This is a genomic window from Neotamlana sedimentorum, from assembly GCF_000943565.1.
Lineage (GTDB): Bacteria > Bacteroidota > Bacteroidia > Flavobacteriales > Flavobacteriaceae > Neotamlana > Neotamlana sedimentorum.
Genome location: NZ_JTDW01000039.1, coordinates 1 through 2,197 on the forward strand (window position 1 = coordinate 1; position 2,197 = coordinate 2,197).

Annotated in this window: 2 protein-coding genes; both read left to right on the plus strand. The window is 29.9% G+C overall.

What is annotated here, in order from left to right:
- The coding region (locus PW52_RS16885; RefSeq protein WP_205618150.1) for a hypothetical protein at positions 1-1,184 on the plus strand (1,184 nt) is incomplete at its 5' end.
- A 230-nt stretch (positions 1,185-1,414) separates the two neighbouring features.
- Positions 1,415-2,170 carry a hypothetical protein gene (locus PW52_RS17295; RefSeq protein ID WP_052823548.1) on the plus strand — a complete coding sequence of 252 codons (756 nt, stop codon included), beginning with the start codon at positions 1,415-1,417 and terminating at the stop codon, positions 2,168-2,170.
- The last annotated feature ends 27 nt before the right edge of the window (positions 2,171-2,197 follow it).

Genomic DNA, 2,197 nt, shown 5'->3' on the forward strand with positions numbered 1-2,197 from the left:
AGGTCAACCTATTTCAGTATAATACAAACACCCTGAAAATGAATCGTATACTCTTGTTTATCTTATTTAGCACAATAACTAACTTTATTCAAGCACAGAAAATAGAAAATGACACAAATTCTTTAAACATTATAATAGATAAAAATGTATTGAATGCAGAAGATGAAAACGAAAATGAAATTATAAAACTTTGGAGTAATTATCTTAATTCAGGAGAATATAAGAATCCGACCAGTATCTACTGGGATAGAAGCGAATACCCTATTCCTGACTATTTTTTATGGCCTGTTAACATCAAAAACATAAAAAGTAGAACACCTAAAGTTCAATGTACTGTAATAGGAATTTATCCTGTTGAAAATAATCATTACGCTCTAAAAACATCATTAACAAGTATTGGAGCAAAAGGAGAAATTGTGTTGGAAGCCATATTATCGGTGTTTGCAAAAAAAATAAATGAAAAATATGTGTTAGTTAATAGTTCTCAATACCATAAAGGATTATGGGAAAAAAAACAAGTAGGCCAAATAAACTATTATGTTCATCCTAACCACAAATTCGATAAGCAAGAAGCTGATAAAATGAATGCCTTTAATGAGAAAATGGCTAAATTATTTAATATTCCCGCCATTTCATTTGATTATTTTGTCAGCAATTATTCCAGAGAAATTGTTAAACTTTGGGGCTATGATTATATGCCAAAAATATACATACCAGGGCAAACAGGTGGTGTTGCCGATATAAGTAACGGTTTAGTTTATGCAGGGAATAACTCTGAATATTATCCTCACGAACTTGTACATTTGTATACCAATGAGGTTTATCCAGACGGCTATCATTTTTGGTTAAATGAGGGATTTGCAACTTATCTGGCAGGTAGTGGTGGTTATGATTTAGATTGGCATATAGAAAAGCTCAAAGCCTACATTATTGAAAATCCAGATTTTGAAATTTCATTTAAGACCTTAAAAGGTTATATCCCTAATGGACTACATAGCACAGAGTTTAGATATGTGATTGGTGGATTGATATGTAAAAAAGTATATGAATCCAACGGAATGAAAGCTCTATTTGACGGACTGAAAAATGTAAGAACAGATGAGGAGTTATATCAATTCATTGAAGAAAAATTAAATGTAAAACAAGCTGATTTTTCAGAGTATATAAAAAGAATTATAAAATAATACCAGTGGCTAACAATGTATATAAAAAATAGCGCAAGTCATTGCAAACACTATGGCTTGGGCATATTTGGAAAGTCGCCAAATTTTTAAATTTGACGATTTCCAACAAAAAGATAAATAGTAAAATTTAAAAATTCGGCTTGTGTTTAATCCGAAAAGTAACAGCTTATTTTCAGCGCTACTTTTCATATACGGAGCCGTTAGCCTTCATTATGACCAACCATTAACCAATGATAAAATTATTTAGAAAAATTCGACAAAAACTACTCTCTGAAAACAAATTCGGAAAATATCTGACTTATGCTATTGGAGAAATAATACTCGTAGTAATCGGTATTTTAATAGCACTTTACATTAATAATCTGAATACGGACAAACAAGAATCAATTACTCTAAATGGATATCTGAATAACATAGCGGAAAATATAAAATCGGACCAAATAAATCTTAAAAAGATTACTGCTTTCCGAGACAGTTCTGTAATTGGCTCAAAGTTTTTTATGAAAATGATTGAACAAGAATCTAAAGAACAATTCACAACATATTTTTCTAAATACTTCAAATTTAATCCTTGGCTTGATGAATCATTTCAATCAAATCAAAGTGGTTTTGAAGCTTTGAAAAATTCTGGCTACTTGAACAAAATTCAACGGACTGATTTAGAAACTGAATTATATAAATATTACAGTTTAGTCCAAAAAATTAAAGATGAGGAACAAAGTCTCAACAACTTTATGGAAGAGATGGAATATGATATGTATAAGAATAATGTTGTACAAAAAACAAAACCAATAATCAGAAAACTTTTTAGAAAAATAGAAACAGAAAAAGATATTGCTGAATTACAGAAAATTTTGAATTACCCAGCTTTCGTAGGCAGTCATTCAAGAAATGCAGGAACAAGCTATATGAATGAACTCTATGAACAGTTAACTTCAATTAACAACAGCCTTATGAATGAAATTGAAAAAATAACGAAAGGCTAACAAAGAACTGAGTTAAAAAACAAGCAA